Here is a 13,614-nt window from a genome sequence, read left to right as displayed (position 1 = left end):
TCAGCTTATCAGGCTGTCGGGTACGCGCATGGCTGTTATGGGTTGACCGCAGATTGCGCTTCAAGTGCATTGTTCAGGGCGCGCTCGGCTTGCTGCTCGCGCAGCTTGCGCCACTGTGCGAGCACCGCTTTGGCGGGCCAGATTTGCGGTTCTGAGGGTTCGAAACCATCGGCCTTTTCGCGTTCGGCAACGCTGGCCTGGGCCAGCTTGAAGGCGCGCTGCAGGTCGTCGGTCTGTTGTAGGGCCTCGGCAAACAGGGCACGGCCGAAGTAGGTGAAGTCGTTCTCCTCCGAACAGCCGAAGGACACCCGGTCGGCGCGAGCAGCGGTAATCACCAGGGTCTTGTCATCCTGCAGCTTGGGGATAAAGCCGCCGGAGTAGCAGGCTGAGATCACCAGCACCTTGTGCCGGTTCTTCAACGGCTCGAGCAGGGCTGCCAGTTCGCTGGCGGGGAGGTCGTCGAGCTGCATGCGCGGCTGGTCGAGGTTCAGTTCATGTTTGGCGGAGCCGTGGCTGGTCAGGTAGATAAAGATCAGGTCTTCCTCGCCGCTGCGTTCGGCCAGGGCTTGGATGCTGCGACCGAGGCTGGCGCTGGTGGCGAGCGGGCGATCCGTCAGGTGGTCGCGGTGGTTGACCAGGGTGATCAGGCCGTGGGCGGCGAAGCGCTCCTGCAGCAGGTTGCCGACATAATCGGCCTCGCGCATAAACACGCTTTGCTTGCCGTCGCCGGCCAGGGTCAGGGCGTACAGCTCGATGGCTGGCGTCGAGACAGGCAATTTGGCGATGGCGGCATCGAGCAGGCGGCCTTGCTCCAGCAGGCCGGTGGCCAGGGCGTCGGGTATGGCCTTGCCCTGGGCGTCACGGATCAGTCGGCCGTTTTGCCAAGTGCCGCTTTGCTGGCTGCCGTCGACCAGAGTTAGGCTGCCGGTGCCCTGGTATTTACCGTAGGCAAAGTTGCCTTGATAGACGCTGCCGTCGGCTAGGCTCAGGCGGCCCTCGCCGTGGTAGCTCCAGTCGCTGAACTGGCCGGCGTAGTGGCTGCCGTCGCTGCCTTTGAATTCGCCTTTGCCGGTCAGGCTGCCATGGACGAAGCGCCCGCTCCAGACTTCGCCATCGGCGCTCTGATAGCGGCCCTTGCCGTGGAACTGATTGTCGCGGAACTGGCCGCTGTAAAGGTCGCCGCCGAGGTTCTTGAAACTGCCCTGGCCATTGAGTTGGCTGTTGTCGAAGGTGCCGGTGTACTCATTGCCTTCGGTGTCGGTGAGCACGCCCTGGCCGTCGGGTTCGCCTTTTTTAAACTGGCCCTGGAAGCTGGCACCGTTGCTCCACTGCAGCTTGCCCAGGCCGCTGTACTGGCCCTTGCTGAATTCGCCGCGGTATTCCAGCTGGCTGGCTTTCAGGTGGCCTTCGCCGCTGGGCATGCCGTTGGCAAAGCCGCCTTCGTAGCGGCTGCCATCGCTGTAGGTGAGGCTGCCCTGGCCGTGGAAATCGCCGTTCTGAAACGCGCCGCTGTAGAACTCGCCGTGCTTGCTGCGCCATTCGCCGGGGCCGTTGAACTGGCCGTCCTTGAATTGCCCCTGGTAGTAGCTGCCGTCGCTGTAATCCAGGCGGCCGGGGCCTTGCAGCAGGCCGTCGATCACCTCGCCACGGTAGCGCCCACCGTCAGGCAGCACGGCATCCGCTGGCAACAAGGGTTCGCCATCGCCACAGGCAGTCAGTAGCAGAGCGAGGCTCAGGGGGGCCAGGAGGGAGAGAGGGTGCATGCAGAAAATCCAGGCTGTAAGGTCGTTGCCGAGTATGCCTTAAAGCGCTCGAGGTGCCGTGATTGAGCGCACCGGTAGGCATATAAAAATAGAAAAGGCGCACCGGCAAATGCCTGTGCGCCTTGGTCCGGCGGCTGCGATCAGACGAAGCAGAGGGTCAGCGGCTCGGCGATGTAGGCGGGTTTTTCCGAGCCTTCAATCTCCAGCACGACTTTGGCCTTGAGCAGCCATTGGCCAGGATTCTTCTCGTGGGCGTCGGTCAGGCTGACCACCAGGCGGACTTTGGAGTTGACCTTCACCGGCTGGATAAAGCGCACGCTATCCAGGCCATAGTTGACGGCCATCTTCAGCCCTTTAGGCATGATCATGATGCCTTCCATCAACTTGGGCACCAGTGACAGCGAGAGGAAACCGTGGGCGATGGTGCTGCCAAACGGGGTGAGCTTGGCTTTTTCTGGATCAACGTGGATGAACTGATGGTCGCCCGTGCATTCGGCGAACTGGTTGATGCGTTCCTGGTCGATGGTCAGCCATTCGGAACGGCCGAGTTCTTTACCGATATAGCTGGGCAATTCGGCGGCGGGTACTGATGTCATGGTTTCTCCTTGAAGACGCAAGTGTTGTTTTTTTTGGGGCGTAAATCCTTCTGCCCTAAGATCATCATGGGTTTGCCACAGGGTCAAGTGCCTCGTGTACGCGTCGTTAACGTTACGCCGTTGCCACGCAACCGCTGTAAACCGGCCCTTGCCGGGCGCTTCTGCTTATAATGCGCGGCACTGCGTCTGGGATCATACGATTCGGAGATTACCCATCATGCTGCTACGCGGCCTTTCCTGGCTGGTGCTGTGCCAGTTGCTCGGCACTGCGCTGAACGTCCTGCTGATCCCGATACTGCCGGGCCCGATCATCGGCATGCTGCTGTTGTTCGGCTTTCTGCTGCTGCGCGGCGAGGTGGGCGAGCCGTTGCATTTGGCCTCCACCAGCCTGCTGAAATACCTGCCGTTGCTGCTGGTGCCGCCAGCGGTGGGGGTGATGGCCTATGCCGAGGATATCTTTGCCGACTTCTGGGCAATTGCCGGTGCGCTGTTGCTGTCGCTGCTGATCTCCATCGTCTTCGCCGGCTGGCTGATGCAGAAGCTGATCGACCGTCAACAACGTCGGGAGGACGCATGACTCTGGAATGGCACGCCGCCTGGCAGGCGCTAATCCATCACCCGCTGTTTGGCGTGGGCATCACCCTCGGCGCCTACCAGCTGGCGATTGCCGCCTATGAGAAAACCCGCTGGGTGTTTCTGCAGCCGGTGCTGGTGTCGATGCTCGCGGTGATCGGCATTCTTCTGGCCTGCGGCCTGACCTTTGCCGAGTACAAGGACAGCGCCGCCGCGCTGACGCTGTTCCTCGGGCCGACCACGGTGGCGCTGGCTGTGCCGCTGTTTCTCAATCTGCGGCGAATTCGCCAGCTGTTCTGGCCCACTCTGATCACGTTGCTGGTGGCCGGCGTGGTCGCGACTGTGTTGGGGATTACCCTGGCCTGGGCCTTCGGTGCCGAGCAGATCATGCTGATGAGCATGGCGCCGAAATCGGTGACCTCGCCGATTGCCATGCTGGTGGCCAATCAGATTGGCGGGATTGCCGCCCTGGCGGCGGTGTTTGTGATGATCACCGGGATTATTGGCGCCATCGTCGGCCCGGCGCTGCTCAAACGTTTTGGTGTGCATCATCCTGCCGCGTTGGGTATGGCCCTGGGCCTGACCGCGCACGCGGTCGGCACCGCGCGGGCGCTGCAGGAAGGCGAGGAATGCGGCGCGTTTTCTGCCCTGGCGATGAGCCTGATGGGCGTGTTCACCGCCGTGCTGCTGCCGCTGGCTATTCTGTTGTGGCTATAAGGAGGCGCCTGTGACCCTACCGCTATTTCCACTGAATACCGTGCTGTTTCCCGGTTGCATGCTCGATCTTAAGATATTCGAGGCGCGCTACCTGGACATGATCAGTCGCTGCATGAAGCAGGGCCAAGGCTTTGGCGTGGTCTGCATCATCGATGGCGCTGAGGTGGGTGAGGCTGCGGGGCAGTTCTCGGCGATAGGCTGCGAGGCGCTGATTCGCGATTTTCAGCAGTTACCCAATGGCCTGCTGGGCATTCGTGTGGAGGGCGGTCGGCGTTTTCGCGTGCAGCGCGCTCAGGTGCTGCCGGATCAACTGACCCTGGCCGAGGTCGAGTGGCTGGACGAGCAAACCGAGCGGCCGCTGGAGGCTGAGCATGCCGATCTGGCGGCTCTGCTCGGTGCGCTAAGCGCTCACCCGTTGGTGGCATCGCTGGGTATGCCGAGCGCGCCGGCAGGCCAGGAAGCATTGGCCAATCAGCTGGCCTACCTGTTGCCGCTGGACGCCGAACAGAAACTGCAATTGCTCGAAACGCCTGAAGTGCAGCTGCGTCTGGAGCTGCTGCAACAACTGCTGGAGCTGCTGCAGGGCGAGCGTCAGTAGCGGTACAGCAGCACCCCGGCGGAATACTGCCAGGTGGTGATGCTGCCGAGCAGGGCGAGAACCGCCGGCAGCAACAGCCACCAGACTTTCCCCGACAAAGCCGGCAGCGGCGTGCGCCATTGCACCAGGGCCAGGCTCAGCGCGCAGAAACAGGCAGCCAGCACGGCGCCGGCGATAATGTCGCTGGGCCAATGCACCCCCAGATAAATTCGTGAGCCGGCAATTGCGGCGGCCGGCAGGCTGGCCAGCAGCAACCAGGTCAGGCGCATACGGGGCGGTTGCCCGCGCCCGGCCAGTACCCCAAGCAGCAGACAGAAAGCGAAAGCCGCCGAGCTGTGCCCACTGGGAAAGCTGAAGCTGCCCAGCGGTTCCAGCAGCACATCGGGGCGGCTGCGGGCGAAAAACGCCTTGAGTGCAGTGTTGGCCAGGGCGGTGCCGAGCAGGGTGCCAAGCGCCAGGCAGAGCGTGCGCCATTGTCGGGTCGCCAGCAGAATCAGGCACAGCAGCACGGCGGCGGCCAGTTGCGTGTGCAGATCGCCGAGGCGGGTAGTCAGCACCATCAGGGTGTCCAGCGCCGGGCTGCGATGCTCCTGCACCAAGGTCAGCAGGCCCTGATCGAGCTGGCTCAGGTGCGGCCAGCTAAGCATTAGGCCAATCAGCAGGATCAGGCTTGCCGCCGCCGTCAGCAGGCTGGTGTGCCGTTGCTCACGCAGGCTGCCTTGCACGCTGATGCCAACCACCAGTGCCACTCCAGCAGCAATCATTCCGGCTTGTGGCCAGAAACCGTCCGGCAGCGGCAGGCGCATGGCGGCGCCAGTAGCCCAGCCGGGCAGCATATAGGCGATGGACCAACCGATACCGGCCAGTAGGCTGACGAGAAAAAAGCGCACGAAGGGCATGTCGAACATGCCGGCGACCATCGGCAGCATGGGCCGCAGTGGGCCGATAAAACGCCCGACCAGCAGGCTGGCGACGCCGTAACGCACGAAGTAACCATGGGCGCTGTTCAGCCATTGCGGGTGACTACGCAGCACCGGCAGGCGGCCGATGTCCTGATGAAAGTAGCGACCCAGTGCATAGGACAGGCAATCGCCCAGCAACCCGCCGCAAAACGCTAGCAGCAGGGTTTCGCCCAGGCCCAGCGCGCCGTTACCGGCTAACGCTGCGACGGCGAACAGCAGCACGGTGCCGGGTACGAGAAGGCCAACAATCGCCAGGCACTCGCCGCAAGCCAGCAAGAAAATCGCCAGGCCCAGCCATTCAGGGTTGGCGCTTAGCCAGAGGGTCAGGGTGTCGAACCATTGGCTCATTGGTGATCATCCATGGGGGTTAGCAGGTGATAGTCCTGGCCGGCCAGCTGGCCGCGCCGTAACGGGTTGCGGGTGCAGTGGCGGGCAAAGGCCGCGTCGACAAAACGGTAAGGCAGTTGCTCGTCGCGGCCATGGGGGATGCCCAGGCGCGCGCACTGCACGATCTGCTCTGGGCGTTCGCCGAGGTCTTCGACAAACAGGCGCTGTTCATCGAAGGCCTGCGCGTCCCACTCCGGCACTTTCAAACCGAGTGCTTTACACAGCAGGGTTTGCCCGGCACAGAGGGTTTCGCGGCTGCGTGGCCTGCCCTGGGCGTCGGGATTATTCGCCTGCATCTGCGCCAGGGCGTCTGCGCCGCTGTGCGTGTCTTGCCAGGGGTGGGCGGATTTGATCAGCACCGCATTGCCGGGGCCTTGGGCGCTGAAGTTCAGCGAGTCGCCGCCCCGGGCGTAATACATATAGATGTGCCCGCCATCCATAAACAGCGCCCGGCGTTTGTGGGTGTAACCGAGGGAGGCGTGGCTGCCTTTCTCGCTCAGGTAGTAGGCCTCGGTTTCGATAATTCGCGCGCTCAGCCAGAGCGCGCCCTGTTTATGGCGGATCACCTTGCCGAGCAGCTCGCGGGCCAGCAGGCGCGAGTCGCGGTCGAAGAAGCTGGCCGGCAATGCGCGGCCCTCGGGCCAGGGCAAACTAAGGGTGGGTTCGTTGGGCATGCGCTGTCGTTGTGGCTTGGCTGGGCATAGGCTGGGGCGATCATAACAATAAGAGTCTTAACCATGCCTGAACGTGCCCGCGTCAGCAGCGCTCATATCAGCCCCAGCGCCCATTACACCGGCTATATCTGGTATCGCCATCAACTGGCGGATGCGGCCTTTGTCACCGGGTTTGGGCGTTTTGTGCATGGTTTGCTCAGCCCGATCACCTGGGGCGCGCGGGTCGGGTTCGGCCTGGATATCGAGCAGTTTCTGTTGCAGCGGCATTTACAGATTGATGCCCAGCTGACTGCGGCGATTGAGCAGGGCGGGGTGTGTCAGGTGGTGGAGATTGCCTGCGGCCTGTCGCCACGCGGCCGGCGCTTTACCGCGCGTTATCCGCAGTTGCGCTATATCGAGGCGGACCTGCCGGTGATGGCGGCGCGCAAGCGCCTGCTGCTGAATGCCGAAGGCTGGCTGGGCAGTCAGCATCAGGTGCGCGCGGTGGATATCCTCGCCGAGGAGGGCAGCAAAAGCCTGGCGGCGCTGTTCGCTGAGCTGGATCACAGCAAACCGGTGGTGGTGATTACCGAGGGGCTGGTGAATTACTTCGAGCTGGCGCTGATCGAGTCGTTCTGGACGCGCTTGGCCGAGCAGCTGCGTGAGTTTCCTCAGGCCACCTACCTGACTGAGCTGTACCCCGATCTGCGCGAACATCCGCGTTACCGCCAACTGCGTTGGGGTGTCGGCCTGATCGGACGGCTGACCCGTGGTAGCTATCCGCTGCACTACCGCAATGATCAGGCGATTGTGCAGGGCTTTGAGAAATGTGGCTTTAGCCAGGTTGCGGTGTTCGACCCGAGTCGCACGGCCCAGTCGCTTGGCCTGGCTCCGTCGCGTAATGCCGGGCTGGTTCGGGTAATCGAGGCGCGAGTCTAAGAGTCTGTTTCGGATCTCGCGAGCTAGAGCGAGACAAGGCAAAAACAGGCGAGGAAGCGGAGTTTACTGTTGTAAATGAGCATTCCGAGCCTGTTTTTAACGCAGTATCGCCGACGCGCAGCAGATCCGAGACAGGCTCTAGGCGCAGGCTGCTGCTGGTAGCGGCTGCAGTTGGAACTGCGTTGCCAGTGCCTGACTGGCCTGCTGATCGCTGTGCGGGAAGACAAAGGCCAGGCCATTGTGATCTTGCCGTAGCGGTAGCAGGGGCTGAGCGGGCAGATCCTTGCACAGCAGTTGCCAGCCGCGCACGCCTTGCATATCCGGCAGGTCGCCCCTCAACAGACCACCGAAGAAACCCAGCTCGCTGATTTCCACCGTCCACTCGCCGGCTTCGGCATGCTGCAGGCGTGCCTGGCGCTGGTTGGGAGGTAGGCGTGGCTCGTGGCGTTTTTCCAATTGCCGCAATTGCTCCTGGGCCAGCAGGCTGCTGCCTGGGCTGCGGCTTGGCAACGCTTCGCCGCGCAGAAACGGGTTGTACAGGTTGGCGCAGGCGTCGCGTTGTTCGAATTGCGCCAAGTGGTCGGCGTTGTGGATCAGCGCGCAACTGGCCTGGTCGCAGGCGGCGGCAAAGTGTGCGTGCTCCCAGGGTTGGGTGAAGTGGTCATATTCGCCGGCCAATACCAGCGTTGGGCAGCTGGGGTGCAGGTGAAAGCCCTGAAAATCCAGCAGTCTCTGGCTGTTCTGTCGGTAACGCTCGATATCGGCGGCTGACAGACGCTGGATCTGCCGCAGCAATGCCTTGCGAAATACCGGGGCTACGCCGGTCTGCTCCAGGCGCAAAGGGTTGAGCAGGCTGGTCAGCGCGCCGTGGGCGAACGCTTCACAACGGCCTTCGGCCAGCAGCGCCAGGCCTTCCTGCAGCAGCAGGCGCGCACCGGGGCGGCCGAAGGCGGTGATCCCGGCCAGCAGCACACGGGCGCAGCGCTCGGGGTGACGGGCGGCGAACAGCGCCGCCAGGGCTGAACCATAGGACAGGCCGATGGGCATCAGTGGCGGCAGGTCGAGTTCTTCGGCGAAGGCGGCGATCAGGTCGGCCAGCTGCTCCAGGCTCAGGTCGGGCACCAGTTGCAGGTTGCCGCCCTGGCTGGGCAGGTCGAGCAGGATCACCGGATGCTCGCCGAGCAGCTCGCTGACCTCGGCGGCAAACGAGCGAAAGCTTTGAAATGCGCCGCCCAGCAGCAATACGGGTGGGCGCGGGTCATGGCTGCGGCAGGCGTAGGCCTGGTAGTGCAGGCGCAGGTCGCCGAGATGCAGCACCTGTGGGGCTTCGCTGAGTTGTGCGGCGCAGTAGTCGGTACGGTAATACATGCTGATCCCACCCCGGCGGTCGGCCGCCTGTCTTGCTTTTAATGGCAAGGTAAACATTCGGACGGTTTTTGTTTACCTAACCTTCGGGCGGCTGATGGCCTGTGGTGTCACTGTTTCTCGGGATGGCCTGCTGGTCGGGGTCTAGCGGCGTTACCGGCGGTTGTGGCGAACGGTGTGTTTACCGTCCGCCGCGCAGCGCTGGGCGTGGAGCGGCGCGACCGTTATACTCAGCGACTTTTTTCAACCGCCAGACCTGCCAAGACCATGACTGAGTCCGTGCTCGACTATATGACCCGCCTGGGACAGGCCGCCCGCAGCGCTTCGCGTGTGCTGGCGCGCGCCAGTACTGCGCAGAAGAACCGTGTCCTGCAGGCCGCCGCGGCCGCGCTGGATGCGGCCCGCAGCGATTTGACTGCCGCCAACGAGCTGGACCTGGCCGCCGCGCGCGCGGCTGGTCTGGAGCCGGCCATGGTTGACCGTCTGGCGCTGACGCCGGCGGTGATCGACTCGATGATCGAAGGCCTGCGCCAGGTCGCCACCTTGCCCGATCCCATCGGCGAGATCCGCGATATGCGTTACCTGCCGTCGGGCATTCAGGTCGGCAAGATGCGCGTGCCGCTCGGTGTGATCGGCATCATCTATGAGTCGCGGCCGAACGTAACCATCGACGCCGCCAGCCTGTGCCTGAAGTCCGGCAACGCCACAATCCTGCGTGGCGGCTCCGAGGCCATTCATTCCAATCAGGCGATTGCTCGTTGCATTCAGCTCGGGCTTTCTGAGGCCGGTTTGCCTGCTAGCGCCGTGCAAGTGGTGGAAACCACCGACCGCGCCGCCGTTGGTGCGCTGATCACCATGCCGGAATTTGTCGACGTGATCGTGCCGCGTGGCGGCAAGGGCCTGATCGAGCGCATCAGCCGTGACGCCAAGGTGCCGGTGATCAAACATCTGGACGGCGTCTGCCATGTGTATATCGACGTTGCCGCCGATCTGGACAAGGCAATTCGCGTCGCCGACAACGCCAAGACGCAGCGCTACTCGCCGTGCAACGCCATGGAAACCCTGCTGGTACACGCCGCCGTGGCCGACAAGGTGCTGCCACCGCTGGCTGCGATCTACCGCGACAAGGGTGTTGAGCTGCGTGGCGACGCCGCGACCCGTGCGCTGCTCGGCAGCGACGTGCTGGAAGCCAGCGAAGACGACTGGTTTGCCGAGTACAACGCGCCGATTCTGGCGATTCGCATCGTCGATTCGCTGGATGCGGCCATCGAGCACATCAACCATTACGGCTCGCAGCACACCGACGCGATCATCACCGAGAACTTCAGTGATGCGCGGCGCTTCCTCACCGAAGTGGATTCCGCCTCGGTGATGGTCAATGCGTCGACCCGTTTTGCCGATGGTTTTGAATACGGCCTGGGCGCGGAGATCGGTATTTCCACCGATAAGCTTCACGCCCGTGGCCCGGTTGGTCTGGATGGGCTGACCAGCGAGAAGTACGTGGTGTTTGGCGACGGGCACATTCGTACCTGATGGGGCGTACCTGATGGCCAAGCGCAGCGGCGCCCAACGTACCGACGCTCGACGCATCGGTCTGCTAGGCGGCACCTTTAATCCGGTGCATATCGGCCATCTGCGCAGCGCCGTGGAAGTGGCCGATGCGCTGCAGCTCGATGAGCTGCGTCTGATCCCCAGCGCGCGGCCGCCACACCGCAGCGCGCCAGAGGTCAGTGCCGAGGATCGCCTGGCCATGGTCCGGTTGGCGGTAGCCGATGCGGGGGTGCTGCGGGTGGATGATCGCGAGCTGCAACGCGACAAGCCGTCCTACAGCATCGACACCCTGGAGTCGTTGCGCAGTGAATTGGCGGCGGACGATCAGCTGTTTTTGTTGCTGGGCTGGGATGCCTTCTGCGGTTTACCCAGTTGGCAGCGTTGGGAGGAGTTGCTGCAGCACTGCCATATTCTGGTGTTGCAGCGCCCGGATGCCGACAGTGAAGCGCCCGAGGCGCTGCGTAATCTGTTGGCGGCGCGCAGTGTGAGTGACCCTTCGGCCCTGAGTGGGCCGAGTGGGCAGATTGCTTTTATCTGGCAGACACCCTTGGCGGTGTCGGCTACCCAGGTCCGTTCGCTACTGGCGAGCGGAAAGTCGGCACGTTTTCTGGTGCCTGACGCGGTACTGGCCTATATCCATGCCCACGGACTGTACCGTGGCGCGAATTGAACACGAGGCAAATGAGTTACTTATGACTAAGGCAAAAATGCAGAGCGAAGAGTTGGTCAAACTGGCCATCGCAGCCCTGGAAGAGATCAAGGCGCAGGACATCACCACCATCGATGTGCGCGGTAAGACCAGCATCACCGACTTTATGGTAATCGCCAGCGGTACCTCCAGCCGTCACGTCAAGTCGCTGGTCGACAACGTGCTGGAGAAGGTCAAGGAGCAGGGCGTGCGCCCGATCGGCACTGAAGGCATGGACACCGGCGAGTGGGCACTGCTCGACCTCGGCGACATCGTGGTTCACGTGATGCTGCCGACTGCCCGCCAGTTCTATGACCTTGAGCGTCTGTGGCAGGGTGCCGAGCAGAGCCGTGCGCAGTTCAGCGCCGAGCCGGGCCCAGAACAAGAATAAGGACGCGCAGCGGTGCGGATTAAACTGATCGCCGTCGGCTCGCGGATGCCGCGTTGGGTGGAAGAGGGCTGGCAGGAATACGCCAAGCGCATGCCCAGCGAGCTGTCCCTGGAACTGGTGGAAATTCCACTGACCACCCGCGGCAAGAATGCCGATGTGGCGCGGATGATCCGCCAGGAAGGCGAGGCCATGCTGGCCAAGGTTCAGCCTGGGGAACGCATCGTGACCCTGGAAGTCGAAGGGCGACCCTGGAGCACCGAGCAGTTGGCGGTCGAGCTGGACAAGTGGCGCCTGGATGCACGCACCGTCAACCTGATGGTCGGCGGCCCGGAAGGGCTGGCGCCCGAGGTGCAGGCGCGCAGTGAGCAGCGCTGGTCGTTGTCGCCGCTGACTCTGCCGCACCCGCTGGTGCGGATTCTGATCGGCGAACAGATGTATCGTGCCTGGACCGTGTTGTCCGGCCACCCTTACCACAAATAATCAGCCAGTAATCAGCAGCCACCGATGCCGCAACCTATCCGCCTTAAAGACCACGAGAAAGACGGCCGCCTGATCCGCAAACGCGCGGTGGTCGGTGCTGTGGTGGTGTTGTTGCTGACTTCGGTGCTCGTGGCGCGCATGTATTACCTGCAGGTGGTGCAGTTCGAACACCACACCACCCTGGCGGAAAACAACCGCATCCACGTGCAGCCGATCCCGCCGAACCGTGGGCTGATCTACGACCGTAATGGGGTGATCATCGCCGATAACCGGCCCAGCTTCAGCCTGACCCTGACCCGCGAGCGCGCCGGTGACTGGCCGCAAGTGCTCGACGTAATTGTTGAGGTGCTGGAGTTGGGCCCGGATGAGCGTGCGCTGTTCGAGCGCCGCGTGCGCCAGGGGCGACGGCCGTTCGAGCCGGTGCCGGTGCTATTCGAGTTGAGCGAAGAGCAGATTGCCCGTGTGGCGATCAATCAGTTCCGTTTGCCGGGGGTGGAAGTCGCGGCGCAGCTGGTGCGGCACTACCCGTTGGGCGAGCATTTTGCCCATTCAGTGGGTTATGTCGGGCGGATCAACGAGAAAGAGCTGAAAGAGCTCGACCCGGTGGCCTACAGCGGCACGCACCATATCGGCAAAACCGGTATCGAGCGTTTCTATGAAGACGAGCTGCACGGTGAAGTGGGTTACGAGGAAGTCGAAACCAACGCCCGTGGTCGCGTGCTGCGGGTGCTCAAACGCACCGATCCGACGCCCGGCAAGGACATTGTGCTGAGCCTCGATATCCGCTTGCAGGAGGCTGCGGAAAAGGCTCTGGCTGGCCGCCGTGGCGCGATTGTGGCGATTCAGCCACAGACCGGTGAAGTGCTGGCGATGGTCAGCCAGCCGAGCTTCGACCCCAACCCCTTTGTCACCGGTATCGGCTTCAAGGCCTATGCCGATTTGCGCGACTCCATCGACCGTCCGCTGTACAACCGCATCCTGCGCGGTCTCTATCCGCCTGGTTCGACGATCAAGCCGATGGTTGCAGTGGCGGGGCTGGATGCTGGCGTGGTGACGCCGCAGACCCGGGTGTTCGACCCCGGCTTTTATCAGCTGCCCAATCACAGCCACAAATACCGCAACTGGAACCGCACCGGTGACGGCTGGGTGGATATGGATCTGGCCATCGCCCGCTCCAACGACACCTACTTCTACTCGCTGGCGCACAAGATGGGCATCGACCGCATGCATGACTACATGACCCGCTTCGGCTTGGGTCAGCGCGTGTCGCTGGACATGTTCGAGGAAACCGCCGGGTTGATGCCGTCGCGGGACTGGAAGCGCGCGCGTTACCGTCAGGCCTGGTATCCGGGCGAGACGCTGATTCTCGGCATCGGTCAGGGCTATATGCAGACCACGCCGCTGCAGCTGGCCCAGGCCACGGCGCTGATGGCCACGCGCGGCAAGTGGATTCGGCCGCACCTGGCCAAGACCATTCAGGGCCGTACGCCAGTCGACCCCAATCCTGTACCGGATATCGTGCTGCGTGATCCGAAGTTCTGGGATAACGGCCGCCATGGTATGGAGCAGGTGATGCATGGCCCGCGTGGCACCGCGCGCAAGGTAGGCGACGCTTCGGTCTACCGGATTGCCGGCAAGAGCGGCACCGCTCAGGTGGTGGCGATCAAGCAGGGTGAGAAATACGACCGCAGCAAGGTCGCCGAGCGCCATCGTGACCACGCCCTGTTCGTTGCCTTCGCGCCGGCGGATAACCCACAGATTGCCGTATCGGTGATGGTGGAGAACGGCGAGTCCGGTTCCGGAGTGGCCGCGCCAGTGGTCAAGCAGGTGATCGATGCCTGGCTGCTGGATGAAAGCGGTCAGTTGAAAGCCGAATATGCTCCGCCTGTGGCGGCTGAGGTCGCAGCGCCATGAACAGTAATTTTGACCGCAACCTGTCCTCCGAAGACCT

At 63.1% G+C, this 13,614-nt stretch carries 14 protein-coding genes; 9 read left to right on the top strand and 5 right to left on the bottom strand.

Annotation, left to right across the window (positions count from 1 at the left end):
• Positions 1–35: 35 nt before the first annotated feature.
• On the bottom strand, positions 36–1,763 hold the full coding sequence (locus tag P3C18_RS11170; RefSeq protein WP_275961932.1) for a C13 family peptidase: 1,728 nt from the start codon (positions 1,761–1,763) through the stop codon (positions 36–38).
• A gap of 140 nt (positions 1,764–1,903) precedes the next feature.
• Positions 1,904–2,359: a MaoC family dehydratase gene (locus P3C18_RS11165; protein ID WP_275961931.1), complete on the bottom strand. Its 456-nt coding sequence runs from the start codon at positions 2,357–2,359 to the stop codon at positions 1,904–1,906.
• A 217-nt stretch (positions 2,360–2,576) separates the two neighbouring features.
• Between P3C18_RS11165 and P3C18_RS11160 the strand changes: the two genes are divergently transcribed.
• The 3 genes from P3C18_RS11160 to P3C18_RS11150 are packed head-to-tail and all read left to right on the top strand — an operon-like array spanning position 2,577 to position 4,247.
• Positions 2,577–2,936, top strand: coding sequence for a CidA/LrgA family protein (locus P3C18_RS11160; RefSeq protein ID WP_160016139.1), 360 nt, complete (start codon positions 2,577–2,579; stop codon positions 2,934–2,936).
• 2 nt (positions 2,937–2,938) lie between these two features.
• Positions 2,939–3,649, top strand: coding sequence for an LrgB family protein (locus tag P3C18_RS11155; RefSeq protein WP_275962053.1), 711 nt, complete (start codon positions 2,939–2,941; stop codon positions 3,647–3,649).
• A gap of 10 nt (positions 3,650–3,659) precedes the next feature.
• Positions 3,660–4,247, top strand: a complete 588-nt coding sequence (locus P3C18_RS11150) for an LON peptidase substrate-binding domain-containing protein (RefSeq protein ID WP_275961930.1) — start codon at positions 3,660–3,662, stop codon at positions 4,245–4,247.
• Here P3C18_RS11150 and P3C18_RS11145 read toward each other — a convergent pair.
• Positions 4,241–5,557: a bifunctional DedA family/phosphatase PAP2 family protein gene (locus P3C18_RS11145; protein ID WP_275961929.1), complete on the bottom strand. Its 1,317-nt coding sequence runs from the start codon at positions 5,555–5,557 to the stop codon at positions 4,241–4,243. The two genes, P3C18_RS11150 and P3C18_RS11145, sit on opposite strands and share 7 nt — an antisense overlap.
• Positions 5,554–6,270: a DNA-3-methyladenine glycosylase gene (locus tag P3C18_RS11140; RefSeq protein ID WP_275961928.1), complete on the bottom strand. Its 717-nt coding sequence runs from the start codon at positions 6,268–6,270 to the stop codon at positions 5,554–5,556. The genes P3C18_RS11145 and P3C18_RS11140 overlap by 4 nt, the downstream gene beginning before the upstream one ends.
• Positions 6,271–6,333: 63 nt before the next feature.
• Here P3C18_RS11140 and P3C18_RS11135 point away from each other — a divergent pair, with 63 nt between their 5' ends.
• Positions 6,334–7,188, top strand: coding sequence for a class I SAM-dependent methyltransferase (locus P3C18_RS11135; protein WP_275961927.1), 855 nt, complete (start codon positions 6,334–6,336; stop codon positions 7,186–7,188).
• 138 nt (positions 7,189–7,326) lie between these two features.
• On the opposite strand, the gene P3C18_RS11130 is transcribed toward P3C18_RS11135, so the two are convergent.
• Positions 7,327–8,556 carry an alpha/beta hydrolase gene (locus tag P3C18_RS11130; protein WP_275961926.1) on the bottom strand — a complete coding sequence of 410 codons (1,230 nt, stop codon included), beginning with the start codon at positions 8,554–8,556 and terminating at the stop codon, positions 7,327–7,329.
• Positions 8,557–8,820: 264 nt separating this feature from the next.
• On the opposite strand from P3C18_RS11130, the gene P3C18_RS11125 reads away from it, so the two are divergent.
• From P3C18_RS11125 to mrdA, 5 genes are read left to right on the top strand one after another with little or no spacing between them, the layout of a single operon-like run.
• Positions 8,821–10,086 carry a glutamate-5-semialdehyde dehydrogenase gene (locus P3C18_RS11125; protein WP_275961925.1) on the top strand — a complete coding sequence of 422 codons (1,266 nt, stop codon included), beginning with the start codon at positions 8,821–8,823 and terminating at the stop codon, positions 10,084–10,086.
• Between the two features lie 13 nt (positions 10,087–10,099).
• On the top strand, positions 10,100–10,774 hold the full coding sequence (gene nadD / locus P3C18_RS11120) for a nicotinate-nucleotide adenylyltransferase (RefSeq protein WP_275961924.1): 675 nt from the start codon (positions 10,100–10,102) through the stop codon (positions 10,772–10,774).
• A gap of 37 nt (positions 10,775–10,811) precedes the next feature.
• Positions 10,812–11,183: a ribosome silencing factor gene (rsfS, locus tag P3C18_RS11115; protein WP_275962052.1), complete on the top strand. Its 372-nt coding sequence runs from the start codon at positions 10,812–10,814 to the stop codon at positions 11,181–11,183.
• Between the two features lie 12 nt (positions 11,184–11,195).
• On the top strand, positions 11,196–11,663 hold the full coding sequence (gene rlmH / locus P3C18_RS11110; protein WP_160089194.1) for a 23S rRNA (pseudouridine(1915)-N(3))-methyltransferase RlmH: 468 nt from the start codon (positions 11,196–11,198) through the stop codon (positions 11,661–11,663).
• A 24-nt stretch (positions 11,664–11,687) separates the two neighbouring features.
• Positions 11,688–13,577, top strand: a complete 1,890-nt coding sequence (gene mrdA / locus P3C18_RS11105; RefSeq protein ID WP_275961923.1) for a penicillin-binding protein 2 — start codon at positions 11,688–11,690, stop codon at positions 13,575–13,577.
• Positions 13,578–13,614 lie beyond the last annotated feature (37 nt).

Origin of the sequence: Pseudomonas sp. 1928-m, from assembly GCF_029269135.1 — a bacterium.
Classification (GTDB): Bacteria; Pseudomonadota; Gammaproteobacteria; order Pseudomonadales; family Pseudomonadaceae; genus Aquipseudomonas.
This window is presented reverse-complemented; position numbering and strand designations above follow the sequence as displayed.